Genomic DNA, 22,305 nt, shown 5'->3' on the forward strand with positions numbered 1-22,305 from the left:
TAGCGCAAGGTCCGAAGATCCCCTGCTTTCTCCCGTAGGACGTATGCGGTATTAGCATCCCTTTCGAGATGTTGTCCCCCACTAATAGGCAGATTCCTAAGCATTACTCACCCGTCCGCCGCTAGGTAAAGTAGCAAGCTACCCTTCCCCGCTCGACTTGCATGTGTTAAGCCTGCCGCCAGCGTTCAATCTGAGCCATGATCAAACTCTTCAGTTAAAATCATTTCGAACTTTATAAGTAAAGTTCTTAAACTTGGCTCATCAATTTTCTGACAAATATTTCTCAAATAAACTTCGAGTAATTTCTACCATTCAATCAATGAAAATAATTTCGATCAATCAACCAGTAAAAATCCACACAAGTTGTTCTTCATAATCTCTTAATGATTTTCTCACTACTTCGTCAGTAGCAAGCTACTAGGCAACTCACACAACAACCTAACTTAAATCAGCTAAGTTCGTTTTGCTGTATCGCCTTGATGCAGCGTATTCTATACACTTTAAAAACAAGCGCAAGGGCTTTTCTCAAAAAGATTCAAAAAAGTGACTTGTACGTTTATTTTTTAATCTAAAATGTTATTTTTAGCCTTTTCTGAGAGATTTTCCAGATTTTTTTGCATTAAAAGTATAACCAAATATAAATCTCTGCACTCTACCTATTAAAAAAGCATCAATACCATTTGATCCTTCATACTTTATCTTTTAATTCGTCTGTTCAGCCAACCAAGTCATAAATTTTTGACGTTCAGCTTTGGAGGCCTTTTGCCATAATTGAATGAGTTGTTGATCATTCTGCCCGACGAATTGAGTTTGAGGAGTGGCGACCGTAGCCACACTAGCTGCCTGAGCATATACAGGTGCTGGTTGATTAAGTGATGTTGCTGACTTGCTACTCATCTCGACTGTTTTGGTCAATACATTATTTGCAAACCATGTTCTCGCTGCATCTTTAGCGCCCGCTTGCTGAACAAGCAGCTGATTTTTTGCATCATATAAGCCAATGATGGGCTGATCCTGGTACTTTTTAGCTTCGTCAAAATTCTGAGGTGCATTAATTAACGCTAAACGATAGGTTTCACCATCTTTAAGCTCTGGAGTTTTTACAGTAAGCACTCCCGACTTTAAAATGTCATGTGAATTATCAGAGTGCTGAAAAAACTCATTATAGCGGACGCTGATATTATTCATTCCAGCATCCAGTTTATAAGTTGAATTAGAACGTAATAGACTTGATTTTATTTCCTGATTATTTACCGCAACGATCTTAATTTCTTCAGGTACTGTAATAGTCACCGCTGAAAAAACCGAGGTACTAAACAACAGTGCCGCTACAGTTGCCGCAATACGAAAATCCATATCATCTACTCATTTCAAGTTAATTATTAAAGTTGAGCTGCACTATGCCGCGTCGAAATGACAATTTTATGACAAAAACTTCTCTTATTTCACCTGAACTTTTAGCATTTATTTGACTAGCAATTTTAAATTATCTGCTATTTAGCCAGTACAAATAAAAAAAGAAGCACAAAAGCACTTCTTTTTAGCTGAAACCCGATTTATGCAAAGGTTTTAAAACGCTCCGCATCATCCATAAAGGTTTTTTCGCCCGCAGGTGCTTCAATAGAACCAAAAACTAATTGTGCGCGAAGCTTCCAGTGCGATGGGACTTCAAAAGTTTGTGCAACTTCTTCATCAATAATTGGATTGTAATGCTGCAACGAGGCACCGATATTCTTCTCTGCCAAAGCTGTCCAGGTTGCAAACTGCGCAATGGCTGAAGAATGCTCTGACCAGACCGGGAAGTTATCGGCATAGAGTGCAAACTGTTCTTGCATCGATTTCACCACATTCTGGTCTTCATAAAACAATGCGGTGCCATAACCTGCTGCAAAACCATTAATTTTATTATTGGTTGCTTCAAATGCATCTGTCGAAACAAGATCACGCAAGGTTTCACGCACAATATGCCAGAAAGTATCATGTGATTGACCAAATAAAATTACCACACGAGAAGTTTGCGAGTTAAAAGATGATGGGCTGTGTTTAACTGCATCTTTAATGAGATTTTCAATTTCAGCCTGCTCCAGGCTCACATTTTTCCCAATGGTATAAATGCTTCGGCGCTGTTTGATTTGATCTAAAAATGCCATAAATTCACCTCTATGTATTTTGATTATTAAAAACTAATAAAGTCATACTACGTGTTTTGAGCACTTAAAACAGGTGCATTCCCATAACAATGTGTTTTATTTATAGAACAATCAGACTTAGATCTGAATAGAATATTTGTATTAGATTTCATTCGCAGCATCCATGCTGCTATACCGTCCTTCATCGGGTTTTAACTCAATACTTTAAAAAAGTGCTGATCTTGCTGTTCTAATTTTTCTTTTGCTGCCTGCTCAATCGAGCCAAAGCAAAGTTGGGCACGTAACAACCAGCTCTTTTCAATGTCAAAATGCTCGGCGACTAAAGTGTCGATCTGCGGATTATAATGCTGTAAAGATGCACCTAAACCCGAATCTGCCAGTGCAGTCCATACGGCAAATTGCGCCATTCCTGATGTCTGTTCAGACCAGATCGGGAAATCTTCTGCATTGAGCGGCATTTTCTTTTGTAGTTGCTGAATCACGGCTTGATCTTCGTAAAATAAAATCGTGCCATATGCCGCGGCACACTGATTTAACTTGATCTCTGCACCTTCGTAAATATGTGTGGGCACATGCTGGCGCTGAACCTGTTTGACAAGTTCCCAAAACTTATAATGAGAATCCGCAAATAACACTACAATCCGCGTACTTTGGGAATTATAGGCTGAAGGACAACTGCGAACTGCTGCCTGAAGCATTTCACTCAGATACGCCTGACTATAATGTACCCGCTTGCCAAGTTCATAAATACTACGGCGCTTTTTCAACTGATCAACAAAAGTCAGTTTCAAATCATCATCAGGTTTGTTTTTTTTCGAAAATTTAAAGTCCTTGGTTATATCACTTGTTAATACCTGACCAATTTTATTTAGCAATGCCATTTCTTCCCCCCACAAAACCCAGCTAAAACAGCTCGAATAATCCCATACAAGTATAATGGCTTTATTACGGTAGATAGATCTGGTTCATATTTTCTAGCTGATTTTTAAAGCATTCAAACCCCTCAAAAACAACAAACTCCGCACTTAGCGGAGTTTGTGTGAATTATCACGCATTATTTATTTTCAGTTTCAAACAATGCAGCAACAAAAGATTTGGCAGAGAAAGGACGCAAGTCATCAATTTTCTCACCCACACCAATAAAGCGAATCGGCACATGAGTACGACTGGCAATATTAAACAGTACGCCACCTTTAGCAGTCCCATCGAGCTTGGTAATGGTCAAACCGGTTAGGCCTACCGCCTCATCAAACATTTCGACCTGGTTAATGGCATTCTGACCTGTTCCGGCATCGACAACCAACATCACTTCATGTGGTGCAGTCGCATCAATTTTCTGCATGACACGTTTTACTTTGGTCAACTCTTGCATCAAATGACCTTTGTTATGCAAACGACCAGCTGTATCAGCAATTAATACATCTACGCCTTTGGCACGCGCACTTTCAAAAGCATCGAAAATGACTGAAGCCGAGTCTGCACCATTGCCTTGAGCCACGACCGCAATATTATTACGCTCACCCCAGATTTGCAGCTGCTCCGTTGCAGCTGCACGGAAAGTATCACCTGCCGCCAGCATGACAGTCTTGCCTTCACCTTGCAGACGTTTGGCCAGTTTACCAATCGTGGTGGTTTTACCTACACCATTTACACCGACCACTAAAATCACATAAGGCGATTTATTCGGATCAATATGCAGCGGTTTTACCCGTGGTGCCAATAAAGCCACCAGTTCTTCCTGAAGCGCTTTATAGAGTGAATGCGAATAGATCAAATCACCACGTGCCGTACGTTCAGTCAGGTTAGCGATAATGGTCTTGGTGGCTTCCACACCGATATCGGCCACCAGAAGCTGCTCTTCGACTTCTTCTAATAATTCATCATCAATTTCTTTACCACCGATCAGGATATTTACCATCCCATCGGCAAGGTTTTTACGGGTTTTGGTTAAACCCACTTTCATACGGCTAAAGAAGCCACCTTTCGCCGCAGAATCTTCATTTTCAGTTTCTGTTTCGACAGGTGCAGAAACTACAGCTGTTTCGCTTGGCGTTTCTACGATAGGCACATTGACCGCAGGTAAGCTCGGTAATGTGACATCATCATCTCCGATATCAGCATCAATCAAAAATTTGTTTTGCCCATTAGATTGCTGTTGCATGCCGAATCCTTGAAAAGCATTGCGTTAAAAACCCAGATTCTACCATAACTTGCCTGCTTTGCAGCTAGCAATGCAAATGCTGGACAAACATACCAAAAAGCTACAGCTCTTGGTTGCTTTCATCTCCGCATTTATTAAAAATAACCCTAAATACAAATGCCTATTTTTTGGGAGATCTAGTGTCCGCTACCTTTTTGACTGTCTCCTCTTTTTCCAGAATGATTAAACAAACACTTTATCCACTTGGTGTCCTATTGCTGGGATTAAGTATTAATCAGGCCCAAGCCCAGACTCGCAGTGAATTATCACGCACCACTTTTGAAACGACTTTAAGCAATGGATTAAAAGTCATTATTCGGGAAGACCATCGTGCGCCCATGGTGATGACCCAGATCTGGTATAAAGTCGGCAGCAGTGATGAATCTGGCAATATTCTGGGGGTATCGCATGCACTTGAACATATGATGTTCAAAGGTACGCATAAAGTTCCAAATGACGAATTTACCCGTCTGAGCCGGATTTATGGCGGCAGCATCAACGCCGCCACCTTTACCAATTACACCAATTATTATCAGCTCTATCCTAAAGCCTATTTCCCCATGGCACTGGAACTTGAATCTGACCGCATGAGCAATTTATTACTGCGGCAGCAGGACTTTGCGCCAGAAATTAAAGTGGTGATGGAAGAACGGCGCCAGCGTACCGATGACAACCCGCGCGCTCAGGCCTTTGAACGCTTTAAATGGATCAGTTATCCGACCAGCCATTATCGCCAACCGGTGATTGGACATATGAAAACTCTAAATAATATTCAGTTAAATGATATCAAAAAATGGTATCGGGACTGGTATAGCCCCAATAATGCCATTCTGGTAATTATTGGAAATGTGGAATCGGAAGCGGCTTTAGCGCAAGTGCAAAAATATTTTGGAGATATCCCTGCGCGTCCAACACCGCCACGTAATGATGTGCTGGAGTTTGAGCGCTTAGGCTATCGGCATATGGAAATTAACAGTAATGTTCAGGTGCCCAATCTGTACATGACCTGGAATGTGAAATCCCTCGGCACTGCCAAAAACCCACAAGATGCGTATGCCTTGACCATTATTCGTAGTCTTTTGGACAGCGGCATTTCTTCACGCCTGCAAGACCGTCTGGTGCGTGATCGTAAAATTCTGACCTCTGTCAGCGTTTCTTATGATCCTTATAATCGTGGTGACAGCCTGTTTGGCATTTCTGCCTTACCTGCGCCAGGCGTATCTTTGCAAGAGGCACAACAAGCGATTCAGGATGAAGTGGATGTACTCAAAACCACCGCCATGACCCAACAGGAAGTAGATCGTATCAGTACCCGCTTTATCTCCAGTTTGATTTATAGTCAGGATGATATTGCCGGCCAGGCCAAAATGATTGGCAATCTGGAAGTCAATGGACTGAGTTATCGGCTGATGGATCAACTACCCAAGCATTTTGAAAGTGTCAGCGTTCAGGATATCCAGCGTGTCGCCAATGCCTATTTCGTCCGAGACAATCTCAGCACACTTTATCTCTCACCTGAACAAAAAGCCCAATAATGGGGATTGCAATGCGTCATCATCTTCGCCCTTTTTTACTTATTTTTATTTTAAGTTTTACTTCTGCTGTTCATGCAGAAAATTATCTGGACCCTCAACCCGATCAAAACGATAATCCGAGTCAGTTACAGTCTATCCCTCTGTTGCAAAGCCTGAAAAATCTCAATCCGCAGCGTGAATTTCAGGCACCGTATATTCACGACCTGAACAATCGCTATCAGGTACGTACGCTATTTGTTGAAACCCAAGATCTTCCAATGGTGGATATCCAGCTGACCTTTAATGCCGGCTCGGCGCGTGATCAGGAAATTACTAAAGGACTCTATGGCCTGTCCAGCATGGCAGCCAGGCTGATGCGTGAAGGCACAGACAGATATAGTGCGAATCAGGTCGCGGCAATTTTTGACCAGACTGGAGCACAATTTAGCGTACAGGCCTATCGGGACATGTTTGTGGTTCGGCTGCGTACGCTTTCAGATCCAAATAAATTGGAACCGGCACTCGGAATGATGATGGAAGTTCTAAAGAATGCGTCATTTAAACCCTCCAGTATTAATCTGGCTTTAAGCAATACCCAAGTGGGACAAAAGCAATTACAGGAAAATCCAAGCCGGCTGATGGATATTCGTTTTTATCGCACTCTATATGGTCAGCATCCTTATGCAGAACCAATCAGTGGCACCCAAGGCAGTACCAAGAAAATTAATGCCGAATTATTAAAACAATTCCGTGATCAGTTTCTGGTGGCGCAAAATATGAATATTGCTATTACCGGTAAACTCAGCCCCAAACAGGCGCTGGAACTGTCAGAACGGATTGCCGGCAATTTAACTCAAGGTCAAAAAGCAGCTGCATTACCACAGCCTGAAATTAAATCTGGTTTTGAAGTGGTGCATTTACCCTATAACTCGTCTCAGGCGCATATCACTTTTGGACATATAGGGCCATCACGCTTTACTGAAGATCGACTGGCCCTAGAAGTCGCCAACCGCATGTTTGGCGGGAGTGGATTTAATGCGGTACTGATGCAGGAACTGCGGGTCAAACGTGGTTTTAGCTACGGCGCTTATAGCTCATTCAGCTTTAGTCAGGCACCCGGAGTATTCAGCTTTAAATATTCTACACGGCAGGATCAGCTACTAGAGAGTATTCAGGTTGCACATCAGGCATTTATCAATTTTGTCAGCCAACCGATTGACACTCAACGTCTGGAAGAAACCAAAGCAGGCATGCTGCGCGCCTTCCCTAACAATTACAGCAGCAATGCCACCATTAATGCCCAGTTAGGCAATATGGGCTTTTATAGTGAGCAAAATGATTATTTATCTAGTTATCCGGAACGTCTGGCCAGAATTAGCGCAAAGGATGTGCAAAATGCAATACGCAAACATTTACATCCAGACCGCCTAACGCTGGTCGTGGTCAATAAAGAACTGGATAAAGATGCCTTGAAAATGCGCTTGGAGCAGAATTTAATGGATGCCAATTTCAATTTGCCAGCAAACCCTGTGCCTAAGGCATCTCCACCGAGAGCGGTGGCAGCTGACGCGCCCGCAGAGACTCCTGCTGATAAGCCTGCATCAATTTAAGATACTGCCCACGACGGATGTGCTGCTGCTCTAACAGAGCCAGTGCCAGATCCTGAGTTTGGGGCAAATTTTGCTGTTCAGAAAGTTGCCGAATCTGGGTGATTTGAGAGATGCTAAGCGGACGATAGAGAGCCAATGCGGCTAAAAATAAAATTACCACAACCATAAAAATGACAACAATATTATAAATCTGTTCCAGCTTGATTCTGCTGAACCATTGAATTAACTTTTCTGTATCTATAGACATACACTACCTCAAGTTAAAGGTAGTGTATGGTTAGGCTTATATAAGTTCAAGTCAGTAGCGCCATATTTAGCAGGGCTAAAATCCACGACTCTGCGGATTAGCTCATCATTCTGCTCAGAATAGTTGAATAGAGCACCAATGCTACAATCACCAATACCAGTGCAACAGCAAATTTACTTAACCCCGCTTCTGCTTCAGGTGGATGCAGGCGATCTTCATCTGCAATTCGAACCAACTCGCCATTATAGAGTTTATAGAACTGCTCACGCTGATTGACATCCAGAGCACGGGTAAAGTCATACACCTCTTTACGTTGTGCCAGTCCATAATTACCTAGATGCGTATATTTACTAAATATAGCGTCATCCAGTTTTTTGCGATGCAAATGTGCAAGTTCCAAGATTTGCCCAGCAGTTGGTGGCATATCAAAATTTACACCATCTAAAGTTCTTGTCATCATGGCTTTCTCCTTATTGTTTGATCTCTATTTACAATTTATCTTAATAATATTTATAAGTGTGTATAGTTTAGTCATGTAAACTATAACTAAAGTAAACGAATAAAATCGAATGGTTGACTTTTCCATTATTTTGTAATATTAGTTTAACAATGCTAAGTTATATTTGTATTTAGACTTATTAGTCTGTCCTGTAATCATAATTAAAATTAAGGAGTTTTTATATGATACAACAACTCTCTCAACACGATCTGGAACATCTGTATGCAGATGCCGTGAATACCATCCAATCCCAAATGAACTTTGTGGATGCGGTAAAACAGCTTGAAGATGCAGCTCGTGCAGGTCATGGTAAAGCAGCGCTTTTTTTAGCAGAACTTTATTATCAAGGTTTCCGTGTAGAACGGGATTCACTCAAAGCGCAGTACTGGCAGAACATGGCCACCCTGCAAGCATAATGAAACGTCACCTAGGTGGCGTTTTTTTCAGCCCTTTTTTTCGATAAATAGCAATAAATACATATTTTCTTACCAATCCTTGCAAAGCTGAAACAGTAATTACTTATAAAGTTCCTAGAATAGGGTCTGACATCCAATAGCACTTTATTCTAATGAAACCACGAAAAATTATTCAAATTGATCCGATCTGTAAAGAATCCCTTTTCAAGATCACCATGCTGAAATCTTTAAGGAATTGTGGCGAGCTATGGGGCGCATATCATAAAGGCTGGGCAATGATGCGTGATCAGGAAGACTGTATTTTCCCGTTTTGGCTAAATCCTCTCGATGCCAAAAATTATGCCCAGCAACATTGGCCTGATTATGCTCCGCGTAAAATCAATTCTGAAGATTTTGAAAATGCATTATTGCCGACCTTGTCGCGCCTGAATGTCACCCCAGCCCTGTGCAATACCAATGGCACCAGACTTAAACTGAGCACTGCACAGATGCGTCATCTATTTTTTTCACAACAAAGACTGCACATTGCGTAAATAACATGCTATTTATAAAGACTAAAACCTAAACACTTAGAGATGTTCAGGTTGAAGGCATACTCTAGGATTAATAATAAATTGACCAGTAAGGATGATGAAGCATGACCAATGTGGCACAGGTGCTGAATGAAAAAATGCATCAAGCTATTTATACCATCCGTCCAGATTCTACTGTTTTAGAGGCCATCACCTTGATGGCTGATAAAGGAATCGGGGCACTTGTGGTAACGCATGAAGATAACGTGGTAGGGATTTTGTCGGAGCGGGATTACACCCGTAAAATCGCCCTGATGCAAAGAACCTCTTTCGATACCACAGTCAATGAAATCATGACCTCTAAAGTGATTACCGTAAATACCTCGACGACTGTAGAAGACTGTTTAGCCTTAATGACTGAGCGCCATCTACGGCATCTGCCAGTGGTAGAAGATGAAAAACTGCTTGGTCTGATTTCAATCGGAGATTTGGTCAAAGCAGCAATGGATGACCAACGCAAACTGATTGATCAATTACAGCAATATATTTCAGGTTAAAAGCATCTCTGGCTTTCTCTCCAATATTTGAAGCGCATTTAAATAACTGAAGATCAAGCTTCGGTTGAATGTATAAAAAATCCCGGTATATAACCGGGATTTTTTATACTCGTGTTTTGGATAAAATCAGTTTAGACCTAATTTTTCTGCCACATAATCCGAGTCTTTATCACCACGACCAGAAAGATTGACCACGATCTTGACTTCTTTTGGCAATTTGCCTGCTTCACGAATTGCCCAGGCCACTGCATGTGAACTTTCTAAAGCCGGCACAATACCTTCTACACGCGACAAGGTCATGAAAGCATCCAGACATTCCTGATCGGTGGCGGTGGTGTACTCGACCCGGCCCAAATCCTTAAGCAGACTATGTTGCGGCCCCACACCAGGATAATCCAGGCCAGAAGCAATCGAATGTACCGGTAAAGGTTCACCCTGCTCATCTTCCAGCACATAGCAGGCCATACCATGTAATTGACTTGGTTTACCCAAAGTTAAAGTCGCCGAATGCATATCGGTGTCCAGGCCATGACCTGCCGGCTCTACGCCCACCAGCTTTACTTCCGGTTCATTTAAAAACGCGGTAAATGCACCCACTGCATTGGAACCACCGCCAACACAGGCCACCACATAGTCCGGGTTTGCACCAAAACGGTCATTACTTTGCACTTTGATTTCATCACCGATAATGGACTGGAAATCACGTACCATCATTGGAAATGGATGCGGCCCCACCACCGAACCAATGGCATAGATATAATTTTTCGGGTCTTTCAAGTATTCTTCAAATGCACTATCAACTGCATCTTTCAGGGTTGCTGTACCACGCGTCACAGAGATCAGGCGCGCACCCAGAATCTTCATTTTTACGACGTTTGGATGCTCTTTTTCAATATCCACCTGACCCATGTGAATTTCACATGGAATCCCAACCAAGGCACAGGCAGTTGCCAATGCTACTCCATGCTGCCCCGCACCCGTTTCTGCAATGACTTTGGTTTTGCCCATGTATTTGGCCAGCAAAGCTTCACCGAGACAGTGATTGATCTTGTGTGCACCGGTATGGTTCAGATCTTCACGTTTTAAGTAAATCTGTGCGCCGCCCAATTTTTCAGACAGACGTTTGGCATGAAATAGTGGACTCGGGCGACCGACATAGTGGGCAAACAAGTCTTTCAGCTCGTTTTGAAATTCCGGAGTATGGCGAATTTCCTGATATGCAACATTAATATCATCCATCGCCTGTTTAAGATCAGGCGGAATGAACTGACCGCCATAATTACCAAAGAAACCTGCTTCATTCGGTAATGCAATACCATTAATTTGATGATCCATAGCGATCCCTGAAAACTGGATTTAAAATAGAAATTGTGACTTCATCTTAAAGCGATTTTCATTAAAGCACTAATAACAATAGATAAAGTCACTGATAGAAAAATGGAATTAACGTGCCAAATATTTGGTCATATCCTCTATGCCTTTTAAGGTCATTGGAAACATATGGTTCTCAAAGATTTGCTTAATCAAACCAATGCTATGCGTGTAATGCCAATAATTTTCTTCTTCGGGATTGAGCCATGCGGTTTTATCAAAATGCTGTCGCAGACGCTGTAGCCAGACCTGTCCTGCTTCATCATTCATATATTCAACCGAGCCGCCGACCGAGGTGATTTCATAAGGCGCCATACTGGCATCACCGACCACAATTACCCGATAATCGCGACCATAGGTATTGAGTAAATCCCAGGTATTCATGCGTGAACTGGAACGACGGATATTGTCTTTCCAGACATAGTCATACAGGCAGTTATGGAAATAAAAATAATCCAGGGTTTTAAATTCGGTTTTGGCTGCGCTAAACAGTTTTTCACACTGGGCAATATGTGAGTCCATGGAACCGCCGACATCAAACAGCATCAGCACCTTAATGCGGTTACGGCGCTCAGGCACCAGCTGTACGTCTAAAATACCCTGCTTGGCGGTTTCACGAATCGTGCCATCGATATCCAGCTCTTCGGCTGCACCCTGACGCGCGAATTTACGCAAACGGCGCAGTGCCATTTGCATCTGACGACTTCCCAGAATCTGCTCATCATCGAGGTTGCGATATTGACGCTGCTCCCAGACTTTCACCGCAGAGCGTTTCCGTCCCGGCCCACCAATACGCACCCCTTCCGGATGATCGCCATAGGCACCGAAAGGCGAAGTGCCGCCGGTACCAATCATCTTGTTGCCACCCTGATGTTTTTTATGCTGTTCGCGCAAGCGCTCTTCCAGCATTTTCATCAGTTCTTCTAATGATCCGGCTTTTTTCAGCTCTTCGCGCTGTTCAGGAGTCAAATGCTTTTCAAGCAGTTCAAGATCGAACCAGTCTTTGGGCAGCTTATGCACCTGATTCAGCAGTTCATCCAGATCAAAGCTCTGAATACCATCAAAATAGTCCTTCATGGCACGATCGAATTTGTCGAAATAGCGCTCATCCTTAACCATTACAGTTTTGGCCAGCTGATAGAACTCATCCTGATCGGCAAAGACCAGTCCAGCCGCAACCGCCTGATTCAAATCGATCAGCTCACGGGTTGAGACCGGTACGCCGTATTTGCGTAAGGTATAAAACAGTCGCACAAACATGCGTGTTTCTCCCTTAACGACGTGACATAAAGGCTAGACGTTCAAGCAACTGTACATCTTGCTCATTTTTGATCAAGGCGCCGTACAAGGGTGGAATCGCTTTGGATTTATCAGTATTGCGCAAAATATCTTCCGGCATGTCGTCAGCCATGAGCAGGCTGAGCCAGTCAATCAGCTCAGATGTTGATGGTGGTTTTTTCAAACCCGGAATCTGGCGCAATTTAAAGAAAACCTGCAAGGCTTCATTGACCAATGTGGCAGAGATATTCTCGAAATGTACATCGATGATTTCGCGCATGGTCGCTTCATCCGGAAATTCGATATAGTGGAAGAAACAACGGCGCAGGAATGCATCGGGCAATTCTTTTTCATTATTTGAGGTAATGATGACGATTGGACGCTGGGTTGCGGTAATGGTTTCCCCGGTCTCGTATACATAGAACGACATTTTATCGAGTTCATGTAGCAAGTCATTCGGAAACTCGATGTCTGCCTTATCAATTTCATCAATCAGCAAGACACAACGTTCTTCGCTGGTAAATGCTTCCCACAGTTTACCCGGCTTGATGTAGTTCTTGATGTCATAGACACGGTCATCACCAAGCTGACTATCACGCAGGCGCGACACCGCATCGTATTCATACAGGCCTTGCTGTGCCTTGGTGGTGGACTTGATATGCCAGGTGATCAGTCTTAGACCCAGACTTTCTGCTACCTGCTCAGCCAATAAAGTTTTCCCTGTACCAGGCTCACCTTTGACCAATAACGGCTTTTGTAAACTACGGGCAGCTTTAACCGCCAACTTTAAACTGTCAGTCGCAATGTACTGAGCTGTACCTGAAAATTGTTGATGATCAGCAGACATGATTTAACCTTATTTTTTTACTTACAACGGTGAACTTTTCTTGTGAACACGAAGATTGCCCTTGTTCAACACATAGGTCGACCAGCAATAGCCAATCACAGATCCAATCCCAATGACAAATAAAATAAGTGACGCATTAATCCAAATCAGAGCTTGCTCTTTGGTCAACACACCAAACAGCAAGCCAAAGATTGCAGGTGCGATAGAGGCATTCGGCCCCTCGGATACCGTCGGTGTCAATAGAATGGCAAAGCCTAAAATCCACAAAAAACCACCTAGCGGCTTAGGCAGTCGCTTGGTTACGCCATACCAGCACCATAAAGCAATCAGGCTGCCCAGCAGATAAACCGCAACAGCAATGCTCTGTTCAGGAATTGAGTCTAAGACAGCAACATAACCATTCATTTCACAACTCCTGAATTAACATTAAGCGCCACGCAATCCTTCTGGAGCGACTGCATTCGGATCAATCAAGCCTTCTGGCGGCATTTGCAAAAAGAAACCACGTGTAGCAATAGAATCCATCACATGCAATACATTGGCACGTGCCAGTTTACGCGATTCGCTCAGTTCAAGATGCATGACAAAAGTCGCACGTCCAAATGCGGCTTGTACGGGCTCAGACAATACGCTGAGTGGCTCGAATGTTTCAGCTTCGCTTTCATCCGCAGGACGCGCCACATACAGATACATTTCACTTTTTTTGCTGGATTTGTAGATAGACACTTGCATGTTTCAAACGACTTTTCTGGAAAAACATCCGCAAGGATACATCAAAAAAAAGACAGAAACATTAGCCACGTCTCATGCATCAGTCGTGATTTTGTATAATTGCTCTATCTTTAACCAATCCTGCAAGCGATCACTCGCTGACTTTCATCTGGGTCGATAAATAAGATTCATCCTGATGCAGCACCTGAATCAGTGGCTGGGTTAACAGTTCATAGCGCCAGCCCAGCAGATAATCCGGCAGATCCTGCTCATCCTTATGAAAGACCACATGCTGATACAAGGCATTCAGCCATTTTTTACGCATCAGCACTTCTTTTGGAATTGAGGTTTCATCGACTACATTTTGAATGATGTTATCGATCTTTTCGCCGATATCTTTGGAGGAATGACGGATTGGACGCGCCAGACGTAACGGCCAGCTTTCCGGTTCCGGCAAGAATTTCAGCAGATCCAGAATGGTTTTACCATGTTCACGAACCACATTTGAACGGATATCTTTGACTTGACTCAGCTGGAAGTTATTGCGCGGGAACTTCTCGACCAGATCAATCATACTGACATTCTTTAAGATAAAACTACGTGGCTGATTCAGTGCTTTGGCAATCTGATCGCGCCAGACCATCAATTGCTGTAATTGCATCAGCTGACGGCGTGAATGGCGATAATTCCCCACATCCTGATATAACAAGGCCGTTGGTGTATCTTCACCAATTTCCTGAGTCAAGAAACGACAGTCTTGCAAGGCAAAATCCAGTAGGTATTTCGTATCTAGCTCTTGTTTGATTTTGTCAGACAGCTTGACCAGATAATGCACATCATTGGCCGCATAAAGTAATTGTTCTGAACTTAAAGGACGTGCCAGCCAGTTAGAACGGGTCTGGTCTTTTTCGATATCGACTTCCAGCATCTGTTTGAGCGCATTCTGATAGCTGACTTGCAGACCATGCCCCAGAAAAGACATGCCGACCTGGGTATCAAACACATTGGTCAGTGATTTCTTTTGGGTATAGTGATAAAGCAGATCAATATCTTCGCTACAAGCATGAAAAATATTCTGCTGGGCGTTAAAAACTTTATTGAAGAACTCAGTCAGATCCAGGGTGGTTCCATCCAGCAAATAGACCTTGTTGTCTACATTGATCTGAAACACACCCAGTTTCGGCCACAAAGTATCGACCTTGATAAATTCGGTATCCAGCCCGTAAACAGAACTCTGATCCATCAGGTTCAGCACAGGGTATAAATCGTTTTGATGTTGAATAAATTGAAACATAAAGACTGAGTCTAAAATTAGATTCTCGATAGATCCATATTAACTGATCTATAGAATTTTTGTATAAAAAATAACGTTGATTCTGCTCTATCTAGCAAAAATACCCCTTATTTATTAGGCTCTAGATTTTAAATAATATCTTTTTTATATTAAAACTAACAAGATTTTTAAGTCTATCTTACTTCATGCGCATCCGGTTATGTACGGCCTGACTCAAGGTATGACTATCGACATATTCCAGTTCACCGCCCTGTGGTACACCTTGGGCAATTCGAGTCATCTGGATCGGCAGATGCTTGCTGGCTTCCACCAGATAATGTGCCGTGGCCTGACCTTCTACCGTCGCATTAGTAGCGAGAATGACTTCCTTCACCTGACCATTGGCCAAACGGTGCAACAAATACGGAATGCCAATTTCTTCAGGACCAATCCCATCGAGCGGTGACAAATGCCCGCCCAGTACATGGTATTTCCCTCTAAAGCTGCCACTTTGCTCAATCGCCATAACATCTGCAGGTGATTCCACCACACAGAGCAATTCATCATCACGATCTAGCGACGTACAGATATTGCACACTTCATCTTCAGTCAATGAATGACAAACCGAACACTCATGAATGTAGTTGGTCGCCTCAGTCAACGCATGCGCCAGACCAATTGCACCTTCACGATTTTTCATGATCATATGCAATGCCATACGTTGAGCCGATTTCGGCCCAACGCTTGGCAAAATGCGTAATGCTTGAACCAGTTGATCAAAACGATCACTAAACATTGCGCATTCTTCCTTAGAACATACCTGCCAGACCCGGTGGTAAACCCATACCCGAGTTTGCTGCTTTCATTCTTTCATCAGAGACCAATTCTGCCTGACGCGCAGCATCATTCATTGCAGCAGCAATCAGATCTTCGATCATGTCTGGATCATCCTGAAGTAATTCAGGGTTGATTTCGATACGCTTCACCACATTGCGGCAAGTCATGGTGACTTTGACCAAACCACCGCCCGCTTCGGCATGCACTTCAGTTTGTGCCAGCTCTTCTTTGGCTTTTTTTACATTGTTTTCAACTTCTTTTTGCATGCGCTGAGCTTGCTGCATCAACATATTAATGTTCATAAATATCTCCGAACATAAATTTATAAAATTAGATAAGATCTAAACCACGAGTAATATCACGAATAATATCACCAATCTCTTCTAAACCAACAGAAACACGAATTAAACCTTCGCGAATACCTGCTGCTTCTTTGGCTTCAGGCGATAATTTACCGTGTGTAGTGGTTGCCGGATGGGTAATGGTTGATTTCGCATCCCCCAGGTTACCGGTGATCGAGATAAACCGGGTATTGTCAATGACTGTCCAAGCGGCTTCACGACCGCCTTTCACCTCAAAAGACACAATGCCACCAAAACCCGTCTGCTGTTTCACTGCCAGCGCATGACCGATATGCGCAGGCAGACCGGCATAATAAACCTTCTCTACCTTTGGATGCTGATCCAGAAATTCAGCCAGTTGCTGCGCACTTGCTGAATGCTCACGCATACGTAAACGTAACGTTTCCAAGCCTTTCAGGAATACCCATGCATTAAACGGACTCATTGAAGGACCTGTGGTACGCACATAACCAAAGATTTCTTCCAGCAGTTTATGGTTTCCAACCACAGCTCCACCTAAGGCACGGCCCTGACCATCCAGATATTTAGTCGCAGAATACACCACCAGGTCTGCACCAAATTTGAGGGGTTGTTGTAACACTGGTGTACAGAAGCTATTGTCGATTGCCAGTAAAGCATCATTGGCATGGGCAATATCAGCCAATGCCTGAATGTCAGCCACTTCTGCAAGCGGGTTTGATGGAGATTCAACAAACAGTAATTTGGTTTCAGGCTGGATGGCATTTTTCCATGCATCAAGATCGGTCAAATCTACAAAATCGACACTAACCCCAAATTTTGCGACATATTTTTCAAATAGCGAAACAGTCGAACCAAAGACTGCACGTGAGCAGATGACGTGATCACCTGCTTTCAAAAAAGCCATGGTCACTGCCATAATGGCAGCCATACCTGAACTGGTAGCAACGGCGCGCTCTGCACCTTCGAGTGCCGCCAGACGTTTTTCAAACATGGCAACGGTTGGGTTGGTAAAGCGAGAATAGATATTGCCCGGTTCCTGACCTGAAAATTTCGCAGCAGCTTCGGCGGCATTTTCATAAACAAATGACGATGTTAGAAAAATGGGTTCAGCATGCTCACCCTCAAAGCTACGGGTATGACCTGTACGGATGGCTAAAGTTTCTAATTGATATGAAATATCGTCTTGCTGGCTCATCGCTCTACCTCAGCCCTAAGGCTGCCTTTTGTAAAAAATTGCCAACATTTTGAGCGCCTATGCTATTTCAGGTCAAGGCATAATAAGCAATTATTGCTTAGACTTCGATCAATCCTTCCCCGGATACGGATATTTTATTTACATGATTCAGTTAAAACAAAACTTTCAGCGCCAGCAAAAAAAATTGAAACATTTCAGTGCCCGGATGTTTAATGCCTCCTCTCTGATTCTGTCGCAAAAAACGCCTTTTGAATATATTGCCAGCACCGAGTTTTGCAAGATTCGCTATTACGCCTCACCCGAGAAGAAATACAAGGAGCCATTGGTATTTGTCGCCCCTCTCGCCATCAATATGGATATCTATGATCTGTATCCCTATCGTTCGCTGGTCAAGCATTTTCAGCATAGCGGTTTTGATGTCTATCTGGTGGAATGGAAACGTTTTAACTTTAGACATCGTCATTTAAACTTTTTGTCTTTTATTGATGCAGCCATTCCTCAATCTATTGAAACCATCTGCAAGCATTCGGACAGTCAGTTCATTTCCCTACACGGCTGGAGTATGGCTGGGGTATTTGTCACGCTTTATACCGCCTTGCATTCGCCTGAACATGTCAAAAATTTGATGGTCGTTGGCAGCCCCATCGACAGTTATGCATCAGGACGGGTCGGCAAACTGTTTTCGACCACCAATAAACTGATTTCTAAAAATAAAAATCTGCAACAGGCCATTCATCAGGGTCATATTCCAAAGCAATATATTCATACGCCCGGCATTGTAAATGCCTTGGGCTTTAAGTTACTGGATCCGATCGGCTGGCTGAAAAGCCAGAAGCAGTTTTTGCTGAATCTGGATCATGTCGAAAATGTCTATGAACATGCCACCATGGGAAATTTTCTGAATAAGATGATTGATTATCCGGGCGGGATTAATCAGGACATGGTCTTACATCTGTGGCTGCAAAATCCTTTAAAACAAGGTTCAATCACCTTAAATGGTCGTACTGTTGACCTTAAGAATATCAGCTGCTCGCTGTTGGTCGGTGCCGGCCAAACCGATCAGATTGTCACAGAACAGTCAGCTAAGCCTTTGATAGAATTGACAAGTAGCCAGGATAAGACGTTTACTCTGATTCCGGGTGGTCATCTGGGCCTGATGTCCAACCAGAAAACAGCCAATACGTTCTGGCCCAAAATGACGACCTGGCTGGCACAGCGCTCTACACGTCTTGATGCTTAGCGCATCTGCGTCAGCATCGCCAAAAAACATTAAAATTTATTTACATATTCAGAGGATACAGCATGATTCAGTCAGTAGCATTTATCGGTTTAGGTGCCATGGGTTATCGTATGGCGGCACATTTACCCAAGCAGTTTGATACCGTCTATGTCTGGAACCGCAATTTTGACAAAGCAGAGCAACATGCTGCTGAATATGGCACTCAAGCCGTTACGCTAGAACAGGCCGTTCAGGCAGATATTATCTTTTCATGTTTGCCGACCAGTGCCGATGTAGCACAACTTCTGGAAAATTTGTCGCTTAAATCCGGCTCAGTCTGGGTCGACTGTACCAGTGGTGTACCGGATTCCGCGCAAACACTGGCAGCACAACTGGCTGAACGTGGTGCTATCTTTCTGGATGCACCGGTCAGCGGTCAAACCATTGGTGCTGAAAATGGCACCTTGACAGTGATGGTAGGCGGCGATGTCCAAGGTTTTGAAAAAGCCCTTCCTGCGATGCAGGCTTTTGGCACACTGATTAAGCATGTCGGTGAATCTGGCGCAGGTTTTGCAGTGAAAGCCGTGAATAATATGTTAATGGCTGTAAACCTGTGTGCGGTCGCAGAAGGCTTTACTACGCTGAAAGCACATGGAGTCAACCTGAATGAAGCACTGGATTGTATTAATGCTTCAAGTGGTAAAAGCATGGTGACCGAAACCGTATTACCACAGCGTATTTTAAATCGCAGTTTTCCTGTAACCTTTGCCCTGCCACTCTTGGCCAAAGATACCGGCATCGCAATCGACCTGGCGCGTGAGGCTAAACTGTCTGCGCCTGTGCTATCATTAACCCAGAATCTAATTCAGGCGGCCAGTGATCTATCGGATAAAAACAGTGATTTTTCCAGTGCCGTGAAAATGTATGAATCATGGAGTAATATTACCATCGAGTAATATCTCGCCATTGAATAATGATAACAAAACCTCATATTGTGACTAGTAGGCAGGCACATATAGTGGATAACCCAGAGGAAACTCGCATGAAGAAATTTTCTGTTGCAGCATTAGTTGGCTTTGCAACTTTGTTCGGGGCTTCAACATCGGTTCTTGCATCTGAACAGGAATGCAAAAAATTGAAAAATGATCATGACGTGATTTATGCGTCTAAAGGATTCTGTTTTAAAGATCCAGAAGCAAAAGCGAAGTTCGGCAATGACAATTGCTATACAACCAAGCCAAAATTCTCGGAAAAAGAGCAACAGCGTCTTGACGTGATCAAAGATCGTCAGAAAGAATTGAACTGTAAATAATTCAATTCAATAACGCTCAAGGAATGTACTTATGACTTATGATGATCAGAATATTTTTGCACGAATTCTACGCGGTGAACTTCCTGCGATTAAAGTGTATGAAGATGACCAGGTTCTTGCATTTATGGACATCATGCCGCAAGCAGATGGTCATACTCTGGTCGTTCCGAAAGCACCAGCCATCACTTTACTAGATCTAGATCCTGAAGCTGCGGCCTATACGATTCAAATTGTACAGAAGGTTGCGAAAGCAATTGAAAAAGGTTTGGGCGTTGATGGCATTGTCCTGATGCAATTATCAGGTGCTGCTGCTGGTCAGACTGTACCGCATATTCATTTTCATCTAGTGCCGACTTCTCTGCACAACTTGGGTAAACATGCTGCCCAGATGGGTGATCAGGAAAAAATTAAAGCGCTGGCTGAAAAAATCAAAGCTGCACTTTAAGTTTAACTGAATAAAAAAATGGAGCTTCGGCTCCATTTTTTTATTCTACTTAAAGCATAAAACTTTAGAAATAAATGCGAATCATTAAGATAATAGCAACCAAATTATCTTTAAATACAAAAAATTGAATGTGTAATATTACAAAACTTACAAAATACAACATTTAACAGATTTGAAATATTTCCTTAATCTTACTGTCTTATTTGTAATCGATACTTGGCACCAATAGAGCGGTACATGTTTCAACACATGACTGAAACTTGTTTTAAGACGATGAATAAAAAGTCTTTATTGGAGCAACACATGAAAAAAACGTTATCTGCATTAGCAATTGGGGCAACAATTTTAACACCAGTCATGGCAGCTGCTGCTGACGTTAAAATTTATGGTCGTGCACACGTTTCTTTAGATTATCTGGATGATGGTAAAGACTATAATGAAGTTGCTTTATCATCAAACTCGTCACGCCTTGGCTTTAAAGCTGAACAACAATTAGAAAATGGCATGACGGCTTTTGCTCAAATCGAACAACAAATTAACTTTTCAAGCGGCTCTGACGATGAAGAAGATTCTGTTAACTTCTCAACCCGTGATACTTTTGTCGGGGTTAAAGGTGACTTCGGTCAGGTAAAAGTCGGTCGTTTTGACAGTCCATTTAAAGCAGCCCGCGGCCCTGCTAACTTCTTTGGTGACCAAGTTGGCGACTTACGTAACGTCACGCGTGCCTACAACCATCGTTTTGATGAGCGCAACCCGAATACCATTGAATATAAAACGCCTAAATTTGGTGGCGGTTTCACTGCAACAGCAGCCTTGTCTTTACATGATGGCACCATGATCAGCAATGATACGACTGAAGAGACCAATGAAAAGTCTCAAGCCTATGACCTAGGCCTAAACTACAAGGCAGGCAACTGGGATATAGCAGCCGCTTACGAGCATTATGCTGAAGATGTTAGCCGAGGAGAACGTGATGGTATCCGTTTAGCAGCTGCATATAAACTGACCCCAGAATTAAATGTGGGCGCGCTTTATCAGTTCACTTCTCTTGATGATGGCAGCGGCACCAATGCAGATGCAAATGTTTACGGAATCGGTGCGGACTATAAACTTACAGACAAAAATACCCTTAAAGGCCATGTATTCCACCGCGATGTCGATGCCAGTGAAGCCAGTTCCACCTTGCTCGCGCTGGGTCTAGAACACCGACTTGATAAACAGTTCCGTGTATATGGCAATATTGCTGCCATGTTAAATGATGACAGTGCCACCTTAACGCCATGGTCACAGGCGCGTAGTAACAAGGCAGGTTCATCTCAAGGTGTCAATGCAGCTGGTGAAACTGCACTTGGACTGTCAGTCGGCATGCGTTACGACTTCTAAGTCTAGCCACCCTCACCAAGCTTAAAAAGAACATGTTTCCAGCATGTTCTTTTTTTGGCGTGTTTTTTATCAATATAAAATGATGAGAAAGATTGTGACACTGATATTCAACCCTTATAAAACCAACCAAAATAGTTTGATTAATTTTATTCTTTATTTTAAAACCAAGCATTTCAATCAGATTAAAAAGCATTAATCCAACTAAAACAATCTACATTCAAATATATAAATATAAGCATTTTAGTCGGATTTAAAAAAACAATAAAATTACATAAAATAATAAAAAATATTTAGAATAAATTTTAACTCATATAAATATATATTTATTATTTTCAAATATTTATAAATATATATTTATTTAAATTGTATCTTCTATTTATTTTTTAGTTACAATAGATTAATAATA

General features: G+C 42.7%; 25 protein-coding genes and 1 rRNA gene. 10 read left to right on the forward strand and 16 right to left on the reverse strand.

Translation table 11 applies throughout. The annotated features are described in order from the left end of the window. The 5 genes from FTV29_RS01730 to ftsY form a co-directional block, all read right to left on the reverse strand. A 16S ribosomal RNA gene (locus tag FTV29_RS01730) occupies positions 1–217 on the reverse strand; the annotation flags it as partial. Between the two features lie 485 nt (positions 218–702). Further along, the gene (locus FTV29_RS01735; RefSeq protein WP_074383185.1) at positions 703–1,356 is read right to left on the reverse strand and encodes a DUF2057 domain-containing protein; all 654 of its coding nucleotides are present in this window, start codon (positions 1,354–1,356) and stop codon (positions 703–705) included. A gap of 200 nt (positions 1,357–1,556) precedes the next feature. Continuing rightward, the gene (locus FTV29_RS01740; protein WP_005097059.1) at positions 1,557–2,150 is read right to left on the reverse strand and encodes a nitroreductase family protein; all 594 of its coding nucleotides are present in this window, start codon (positions 2,148–2,150) and stop codon (positions 1,557–1,559) included. Positions 2,151–2,341: 191 nt separating this feature from the next. Next, positions 2,342–3,031 (reverse strand): nitroreductase family protein, encoded by a 690-nt coding sequence (locus FTV29_RS01745; protein WP_100329566.1) that lies wholly within the window; start codon positions 3,029–3,031, stop codon positions 2,342–2,344. A gap of 173 nt (positions 3,032–3,204) precedes the next feature. Next, the gene (ftsY, locus tag FTV29_RS01750; protein WP_180074979.1) at positions 3,205–4,311 is read right to left on the reverse strand and encodes a signal recognition particle-docking protein FtsY; all 1,107 of its coding nucleotides are present in this window, start codon (positions 4,309–4,311) and stop codon (positions 3,205–3,207) included. A 179-nt stretch (positions 4,312–4,490) separates the two neighbouring features. On the opposite strand from ftsY, the gene FTV29_RS01755 reads away from it, so the two are divergent. Together FTV29_RS01755 and FTV29_RS01760 are read left to right on the forward strand one after the other, a co-directional pair. Then, entirely contained in the window at positions 4,491–5,885 is a 1,395-nt protein-coding gene (locus FTV29_RS01755) for a pitrilysin family protein (RefSeq protein WP_180074980.1), read from the forward strand. A gap of 11 nt (positions 5,886–5,896) precedes the next feature. Next, the gene (locus FTV29_RS01760; RefSeq protein ID WP_180074981.1) at positions 5,897–7,474 is read left to right on the forward strand and encodes a pitrilysin family protein; all 1,578 of its coding nucleotides are present in this window, start codon (positions 5,897–5,899) and stop codon (positions 7,472–7,474) included. On the opposite strand, the gene FTV29_RS01765 is transcribed toward FTV29_RS01760, so the two are convergent. Then, positions 7,398–7,721 (reverse strand): hypothetical protein, encoded by a 324-nt coding sequence (locus FTV29_RS01765; protein WP_005097067.1) that lies wholly within the window; start codon positions 7,719–7,721, stop codon positions 7,398–7,400. The two genes, FTV29_RS01760 and FTV29_RS01765, sit on opposite strands and share 77 nt — an antisense overlap. 97 nt (positions 7,722–7,818) lie before the next feature. Further along, on the reverse strand, positions 7,819–8,178 hold the full coding sequence (locus FTV29_RS01770; RefSeq protein WP_035337940.1) for a hypothetical protein: 360 nt from the start codon (positions 8,176–8,178) through the stop codon (positions 7,819–7,821). 224 nt (positions 8,179–8,402) lie between these two features. Between FTV29_RS01770 and FTV29_RS01775 the strand changes: the two genes are divergently transcribed. From FTV29_RS01775 to FTV29_RS01785, 3 genes are all read left to right on the forward strand, one after another. After that, positions 8,403–8,636 carry a hypothetical protein gene (locus FTV29_RS01775; protein WP_005097069.1) on the forward strand — a complete coding sequence of 78 codons (234 nt, stop codon included), beginning with the start codon at positions 8,403–8,405 and terminating at the stop codon, positions 8,634–8,636. A 152-nt stretch (positions 8,637–8,788) separates the two neighbouring features. After that, positions 8,789–9,169, forward strand: coding sequence for a DUF2750 domain-containing protein (locus FTV29_RS01780; protein WP_005097070.1), 381 nt, complete (start codon positions 8,789–8,791; stop codon positions 9,167–9,169). 104 nt (positions 9,170–9,273) lie between these two features. Then, on the forward strand, positions 9,274–9,705 hold the full coding sequence (locus FTV29_RS01785; protein ID WP_005097071.1) for a CBS domain-containing protein: 432 nt from the start codon (positions 9,274–9,276) through the stop codon (positions 9,703–9,705). Positions 9,706–9,831: 126 nt separating this feature from the next. On the opposite strand, the gene trpB is transcribed toward FTV29_RS01785, so the two are convergent. From trpB to FTV29_RS01830, 9 genes are all read right to left on the reverse strand, one after another. Further along, complete coding sequence (gene trpB / locus FTV29_RS01790; RefSeq protein WP_180074982.1) at positions 9,832–11,040, reverse strand: tryptophan synthase subunit beta; 1,209 nt, start codon at positions 11,038–11,040, stop codon at positions 9,832–9,834. A 108-nt stretch (positions 11,041–11,148) separates the two neighbouring features. Next, on the reverse strand, positions 11,149–12,336 hold the full coding sequence (locus tag FTV29_RS01795; RefSeq protein ID WP_180074983.1) for a VWA domain-containing protein: 1,188 nt from the start codon (positions 12,334–12,336) through the stop codon (positions 11,149–11,151). A 13-nt stretch (positions 12,337–12,349) separates the two neighbouring features. After that, on the reverse strand, positions 12,350–13,201 hold the full coding sequence (locus FTV29_RS01800; protein WP_100355324.1) for a MoxR family ATPase: 852 nt from the start codon (positions 13,199–13,201) through the stop codon (positions 12,350–12,352). A gap of 21 nt (positions 13,202–13,222) precedes the next feature. Beyond that, positions 13,223–13,606, reverse strand: coding sequence for a hypothetical protein (locus FTV29_RS01805; protein WP_180074984.1), 384 nt, complete (start codon positions 13,604–13,606; stop codon positions 13,223–13,225). Between the two features lie 21 nt (positions 13,607–13,627). Next, entirely contained in the window at positions 13,628–13,933 is a 306-nt protein-coding gene (locus tag FTV29_RS01810) for a YcgL domain-containing protein (protein WP_005097076.1), read from the reverse strand. 130 nt (positions 13,934–14,063) lie between these two features. Next, positions 14,064–15,206, reverse strand: coding sequence for an HRDC domain-containing protein (locus tag FTV29_RS01815; protein WP_005097077.1), 1,143 nt, complete (start codon positions 15,204–15,206; stop codon positions 14,064–14,066). Between the two features lie 178 nt (positions 15,207–15,384). Next, the gene (recR, locus tag FTV29_RS01820) at positions 15,385–15,981 is read right to left on the reverse strand and encodes a recombination mediator RecR (protein ID WP_004278698.1); all 597 of its coding nucleotides are present in this window, start codon (positions 15,979–15,981) and stop codon (positions 15,385–15,387) included. A 13-nt stretch (positions 15,982–15,994) separates the two neighbouring features. Then, on the reverse strand, positions 15,995–16,324 hold the full coding sequence (locus tag FTV29_RS01825; RefSeq protein ID WP_004731251.1) for a YbaB/EbfC family nucleoid-associated protein: 330 nt from the start codon (positions 16,322–16,324) through the stop codon (positions 15,995–15,997). 28 nt (positions 16,325–16,352) lie between these two features. Beyond that, entirely contained in the window at positions 16,353–17,540 is a 1,188-nt protein-coding gene (locus tag FTV29_RS01830) for an O-succinylhomoserine sulfhydrylase (protein WP_074383193.1), read from the reverse strand. A 142-nt stretch (positions 17,541–17,682) separates the two neighbouring features. On the opposite strand from FTV29_RS01830, the gene FTV29_RS01835 reads away from it, so the two are divergent. From FTV29_RS01835 to FTV29_RS01855, 5 genes are all read left to right on the forward strand, one after another. Next, positions 17,683–18,780, forward strand: a complete 1,098-nt coding sequence (locus tag FTV29_RS01835) for an alpha/beta fold hydrolase (RefSeq protein WP_180001731.1) — start codon at positions 17,683–17,685, stop codon at positions 18,778–18,780. Between the two features lie 62 nt (positions 18,781–18,842). Next, the gene (locus tag FTV29_RS01840) at positions 18,843–19,715 is read left to right on the forward strand and encodes an NAD(P)-dependent oxidoreductase (RefSeq protein WP_005097081.1); all 873 of its coding nucleotides are present in this window, start codon (positions 18,843–18,845) and stop codon (positions 19,713–19,715) included. 86 nt (positions 19,716–19,801) lie between these two features. Beyond that, positions 19,802–20,071 (forward strand): YARHG domain-containing protein, encoded by a 270-nt coding sequence (locus FTV29_RS01845; protein WP_074383196.1) that lies wholly within the window; start codon positions 19,802–19,804, stop codon positions 20,069–20,071. 31 nt (positions 20,072–20,102) lie between these two features. Then, entirely contained in the window at positions 20,103–20,516 is a 414-nt protein-coding gene (locus tag FTV29_RS01850; protein WP_005170623.1) for an HIT family protein, read from the forward strand. 303 nt (positions 20,517–20,819) lie between these two features. Beyond that, positions 20,820–21,899 (forward strand): porin, encoded by a 1,080-nt coding sequence (locus FTV29_RS01855; RefSeq protein ID WP_180074985.1) that lies wholly within the window; start codon positions 20,820–20,822, stop codon positions 21,897–21,899. Positions 21,900–22,305: the final 406 nt, after the last annotated feature.

The sequence above is a fragment of the Acinetobacter sp. YH12254 genome, from assembly GCF_013417415.1.
Taxonomy (GTDB): Bacteria; Pseudomonadota; Gammaproteobacteria; order Pseudomonadales; family Moraxellaceae; genus Acinetobacter; species Acinetobacter pseudolwoffii.